This window comes from Bacillus pseudomycoides DSM 12442, from assembly GCF_000161455.1.
Classification (GTDB): domain Bacteria; phylum Bacillota; class Bacilli; order Bacillales; family Bacillaceae_G; genus Bacillus_A; species Bacillus_A pseudomycoides.
Genome location: NZ_CM000745.1, coordinates 5,340,283 through 5,346,694, shown reverse-complemented (window position 1 = coordinate 5,346,694; position 6,412 = coordinate 5,340,283). Strand labels below are relative to the sequence as shown.

The following is a 6,412-nucleotide window of genomic DNA, read 5'->3' as shown; positions in this document are numbered from 1 at the left end:
CAAACTGGCTGAAAGTTTTTTTGTACCCGGCATAGGTGAAGCTCTGGACTGTAAGGGTGATAGTAGCTGTAGCTTAAGACAAGGGTATGTCATAGCCTGAAGGAAGGCGGAAAGCTTTCTTTTCAACAGTCTATTTCCAAAGTTCTAACGAGTATATACGCCCCGGTTTTTTCTAAGTCTTGAATTTTGTCTGGGGGAACGTTCACATGATGTAATCAGATTGGAGCAAGTTTATATAGAAGAAGGTTATAGGTAATAGACATAGATTTTGAAAAATTCTTCGATAAGATAAAACTATGACAGACCTATGATGACACACTCTCAAAAGATTAAGCATCTTAGATTAATCTGTACATACCTACAAGCAGGAATAATGGACAACGGATTAGTCAACCTAAACACAGAAGGAACTTCACAAGGAGGATTATGATAAATTTTGTATACGGTGGTCCATTGATTCTGCTTTTATCTAATATTATTCTAGATAAATTAAAAAGTCAGGATTTTCCAAATAAGTATTTTAAGATCCAAAGCAGAACTCGGGAAATGATGTTAAGAAAGTAATATATAAAGATGGAAAACCGAATAAAAGAATTGAATTAGTACTTTATTGAATGGATAGGATGCTACAAACTCATGGATACACCATCGAAACTAAAAGAACTTGAAGGTGGGTTTACACGTAGACTGAGAATGATTCTATGGAAGGAGTGGAAGAACCGAAGAACTGGAATCGAACATCTAAGGAAATAATTAGGTGCTGGAGAGAAAGCATACAAATAGGGGATTTTTTGAAATGGATACTGCGAAAACAAGGATTGAAGAGCCTAACGATAAGATTATGAACAATTGCGTGTAATTTTGAACCGCTGTATATGGAACCGTATGTACGGTGGTTTGAGGCCGACAGAAGTTAGTCCCCTCCCTCTATCTCAATTGATTATATGTTGGGATTTTATATTTTATTTAAAATTTATTATTAATATTTAAATTATTACTAATAATATAAAAAAACTCTATTCAAAAGTTAATAAATAGTGGTAAACTTTTACTTGTATTGAGAAAAATGTATTTTTTTTATATAAAATTATTCGGTTTTTTATATTTTGAGGGAGGTCGAATATTTAGGGAATTCTAAAACTATTGAAGTCTTAAAAGAAAAACTAAGAAGTATAGACGATATAAAGGATTTTAAAATTACATTTTGTAATACTAAAACTGCTCTCAGAATAGGAGGTCTTCCTACGGTTTCCTCGTAGAATGTATCTCGGTTCAAGTGTTTAGAATCCATGGATCATGGAGGCGGTCCAGAAGCGTTTTACTAGAATGATATTTCGCTTACTGAAGACGCTCCCAGTATTCTACTTGAGATATTAATGAGAGCTTTCGGTTGTTTTGTTTTCCTGCTTCCAAATGAGGAAGCAAAGATCAATTTGCTATTTTGCAATTATAGTGATACCGAACTTCCGCATTCTGTAATGGAATTAAAAGAGATGAACTCTTTTGATGCCTTCGCAGACAAGTCTATAGTTTGTGTATTAGAAAGTCCCATACTTTCCTTTCTATGCCTCCACATTTACCCCTCATTTTAAAGAATTACTACATGTGGAGTATTTAAAGGGGCAATAAATGGTAAATCGACATGAGAATTAACAGACTCATTTTGAAATATCTGGTGACAACCAATGTTTCATTATCAGAATTGTCTATCTATTATTTACGGTGTGGATCTTTCTTCTCATGCATAAGGAAACAAAGAATCTAAAAAGCAAGAGATTATCTAAAAAAGTTGATACGCCTTTTGATTTTTCACACGATTCGTTAATTCGTATAAAAATTTTTATGATTGACAGTGACTATTCCATTCTGGCTGAATCTGTCAAACATATAATTACTGACGGATGGTTCACTAATTTATTTGAAAAAGAACCCATAGAGACACATCAGCAGCTCAGAAACAGAGGAGAAGTATCACTTAAGAGGATTGAGTTTCAGTATTTATAATACGTTAATTGGTTGAACCACTTTATCTTCGATAGGAGAGCTGCTTCTCTTAAAAGATTGAATATTGAAAAATGATAGATGTAAGATTTCTTGCATTAAATTTTCATATAATTCCAGAAAAGCAGTCGTACTCACTTATGACGGAAATTATCTTGACTTGCAGATAGAGTCTCTTTTGGAAAAAAATTCATCAACATTGTAAAAGAATAAATGTTACACCTTATGTTTACAAATTTATTCTTTATTCATTTCTGCTGCATCTCTATACAGGCTAAGCCGCAGTATATCACCATCATTTCAGACGATGTTCATTTATCAAAATGAACTCATTGATTATTACAAAATTGGTGATCTGCAGATTAGTTTGTAAGTTGAAAGTAATTATACATCCAAATTTGATTTTCTTTTACATATTTATCACTGGGAAATTCTTTTTTACTAAGACTGGAATACAACACTGCTCTTTTAGGAGAAGAAACTATTTACCGTTTTCTTGAATATTATAAAAGGTTAATGGAAGGGGTTGTCGAAAATTAAACTCTCGGAAATTAGTATTGTATCAAACGTGGAGAAACAGAAGTTATTAGTAGATTTCAATAATACCATGGCGGAATACCCGCGAAAAAAAACAATTGTAGATCTTTTCCATGAGCAAGCTATGAAGACACCAGACAGGATCGCCTTGACAATAGGAAAAGATAACCTGTCTTATAGTGAACTGCATAGAAAATCCAACCAAGTGGCTCGCCTTCTTCAGAAACAGGGGGCAGGCCGCGAACAGGTAGTGGGCCTCCTGGTTAATCGTTCGGTTGAGATGATTGTAGGTATCCTCGGTATATTAAAGGCGGGTGCAGCTTATCTTCCGATTGATCCGGATTACCCGGAGGAAAGAATCCGCTATATGCTTGATGACAGCGGAGCCGAGAAGCTGATCGTCCAGTATGCAGAAGACGTTCCCGCTCATTATTCCGGACAGGTACTGGGGCTTTGGAAACGGGAATGGGAGAAAGAAGATCCTTCGGATCTGGAAGCGGAAGCTGGTCCGGAAGACTTGGCTTATATCATCTATACCTCGGGATCTACTGGACAGCCGAAAGGAGTCATGGTGGAGCACCGGAACGTGATACGTCTCTTGTTTAACGATCAGAGTCTCTTTGATTTCTCAGAAAAAGATGTTTGGACATTGTTCCACTCCTATTGTTTTGATTTTTCGGTTTGGGAAATGTATGGCGCCCTGTTGTATGGAGGCCGATTAGTTCTTGTTCCATCTTTTGTGGCTCGTGATCCGGAGGCTTTTGCCGAGCTTCTACTTAAAGAGAAGGTGACCATCTTGAACCAGACGCCTACGGCGTTTTATCAGCTTTCTCACCAGATGAAAAAGCTAAAGCCGGCCGAGATGCCTGTCCGCAAAGTCATTTTTGGGGGTGAAAAGCTATCCCCTCTACAGCTGAAGGACTGGAAAGCGGCCTATCCTTCCACACAGTTGATTAATATGTACGGGATTACGGAAACGACTGTTCATGTCACGTATAAGGAAATCACTGAAAAAGAAATTGAGACTAACATCAGCAATATTGGAAAGCCGATTCCTACCCTTCAAGTGTATGTGCTGGGTAGCCAGAAGAACCTCCTACCTATTGGAGTTGGTGGTGAAATGTATGTGGCCGGGGAAGGTGTGACCAGAGGTTATTTGAACCGGCCGGATTTAACGGAAGAGCGCTTTGTCGAAAATCCGTTCCAGCCGGGAGAGCGGATGTACAAAACAGGCGACTTGGCCCGGTGGCTGGAAGATGGAAATCTGGAGTACCTTGGAAGAATGGATGACCAGGTTAAAATCCGCGGCCACCGGATCGAATTAGGAGAGGTTGAGACCCAGCTACTTCTCTGTAGCGGAATTAGAGAAGTTTTTGTACAAGCTTTTGAAGAGGAACAGGGACAAGCTTTGGCTGCCTATTATACAGCCGAAGAGGAATTGAGTCCTTCGGGACTCCGGATGGAATTGGCCAAAAGAGTTCCATTTTATATGGTTCCTTCTTATTTCATTCAGCTTGAAATGATGCCACTCACTTCCAATGGTAAGGTGGATCGCCACAGGCTTCCGGCTCCGAAAATGAAAGGTGTTATCCATGAGGAGCCCCGGAATCCGCTGGAAGGCCGTGTACGGTCTATCTGGGAAGAGTTTTTAGGTACCTCTCTTGGTGTAAGTGACAGCTTTTTCAATCTGGGCGGAGACTCTATCAAAGCCATCGGATTGATTAGTTTTATGAATAGGAAAATGGACTGGGCTATTCAGATTAAAGATTTGTATGAATATCCAACTATAAAAGAGCTAGTCGCGTATGCCGGTACACAAAGTTTTTCACTGGAAGAGGAACGAATAGAAAAAAGAAAAGAATTGCAGGATTCGAAGAGTAGGTTCCTTACGGAGCACGTCTCTTTAGCTTATAAAGTGGTTGATGTGTATCCAATGAGTGATATCCAGCAGGGAATGGTTTTTTATTCTTTGAAATATCCAGAAGAAGCGTTTTATCATGACCAACTTGTTTATCAGCTAGAGGATGCTTCATTTGAAGTGGAAAAATTAACTGAAGCTATGACCTTATTAATGAATAAACATGAAATTTTACGAACGGGCTTTTTCTTAGATGAAGGATCTGTGCCTCTTCAAGTTGTCTACCAGTCAGTTCCAGTCGATATTATAGAGCATGATCTATCAGTATATACAGAAAAAGAGCAGGAAGATTTTATTGAGCGTTCTCTTTTGGAAGATCGTCAGAATCCGTTTGAGCTAAAAGAGGATCCCCTTTGGAGGCTTCGGGTGTATAGGTTAAACGACCGTCAGGTCGCTTTTGCTTGGATAGTCCATCATGCCATTATGGATGGCTGGAGTGTCGCCTCTTTTATGACGGAGTTAGTAGGCGTATATTTCAAGTTGAAAACTGGTTCTGTAGAACTGTCTCAACTGAAGAGCAGCTATAAGGATTATATAGTAGACCAGATGGTTGTTTCCCAGCAGGAAGATCTAACGACTTACTGGCAGAAGGAGTTGAAAGATTTTAAGAGGCTTCAACTTCCATTTGAAGCTACACAGGAAACTAAAACAACTACTAAAGTGCTAAATCCTGAACTTCTTCAACAACTTAAACGAGTTGCTAAAAAAGAGAAGACTACTATAAGAACAATTTGCCTGACTGCCTACCTCTCTGTAATGAAGTTGATCACGTTTGAAAGTGATATAACTATAGGTTTGGTTGAGAACGCAAGGCCGGTTACTGAGGATGCTGAAAAAATGCTCGGTTGTTTTTTAAACACAATTCCTTTTAGGATTTCTATAGATAAAGAAGAGACTTGGGAGACGCTATTAAGAAAAGTTCATAAAAAACAAATTGATAAGAAAAAATTCGGACGTCTTTCGTTTAAAAGAATATCAGAAGCTATAGGTGCTTCAAGTGCTTTGGATAACCCTGTTTTTGATATTTTATTTAATTTCATAGACTTTCACACATATGAAAATATCAAGAAGCATTCCATAACCCCTAGAAAAGAGAGTTATGAAAAAACCAATACTTTATTTGATTTTTCAATTTCTACAACTCTAAATCAATTTGAAATCAGGATTGTTTCTTCTTTTTCGGATTTAATTATTAAAAGACTTTTAGGCTATTTTGAACGTGCTTTATACATTTTGATTGATAATTTAGATCAGCGGTTTAGGAATGAACAGCTTCTCGAAAATGAGGAAACATTTTCTCTTCTGCATCAGTTTAATAACCAGAAAGTTGATTACCCTCAGGAAAAAACATTGATAAGTCTTTTTGTAGAACAGGCTACTAAGGCACCAGACAAGATTGCTTTAACTCTGGGAGAAGATTGTTTGTCGTATGGTGAACTACATAGAAAATCTAACCAAGTGGCCCGCCTTCTTCACAAGCAGGGGGTAGGTCGCGAACAGATAGTAGGCCTTCTAGTCGATCGTTCACCCGAGATGATTATAAGTATCCTCGGTATATTAAAGGCGGGTGCAGCTTATCTTCCGATTGATCCGGATTACCCGGAGGAAAGAATCCGCTATATGCTTGAAGATAGCGGGGCCGAGAAGCTGATCGTCCAGTATGCAGAAGACATTCCCGCCCATTATTCCGGACAGGTACTGGAGCTTTGGAAACGGGAATGGGAGAAAGAGGATCCTTCGGATCTGGAGGTGGAAGCTGGTCCGGATGATTTGGCTTATATCATCTATACCTCGGGATCTACTGGACAGCCGAAAGGGGTCATGGTGGAGCACCGGAACGTGATACGTCTCTTGTTTAACGATCAGAATCTCTTTGATTTCTCGGAAGAAGATGTTTGGACATTGTTCCACTCCTATTGTTTTGATTTTTCAGTTTGGGAAATGTACGGTGCCTTA

The 6,412-nt window shown here is 38.6% G+C and carries 3 protein-coding genes; all 3 read left to right on the top strand.

The window, feature by feature from the left end:
- Positions 1 to 609 precede the first annotated feature (609 nt).
- Positions 610 to 753: a group II intron maturase-specific domain-containing protein gene (locus BPMYX0001_RS35070; RefSeq protein ID WP_367946538.1), complete on the top strand. Its 144-nt coding sequence runs from the start codon at positions 610 to 612 to the stop codon at positions 751 to 753.
- Between the two features lie 969 nt (positions 754 to 1,722).
- Positions 1,723 to 2,004 carry a condensation domain-containing protein gene (locus BPMYX0001_RS35065; protein WP_327844007.1) on the top strand — a complete coding sequence of 94 codons (282 nt, stop codon included), beginning with the start codon at positions 1,723 to 1,725 and terminating at the stop codon, positions 2,002 to 2,004.
- A 523-nt stretch (positions 2,005 to 2,527) separates the two neighbouring features.
- A partial coding sequence (locus BPMYX0001_RS29805) for a non-ribosomal peptide synthetase (protein WP_157753647.1) occupies positions 2,528 to 6,412 on the top strand: 3,885 nt, incomplete at its 3' end.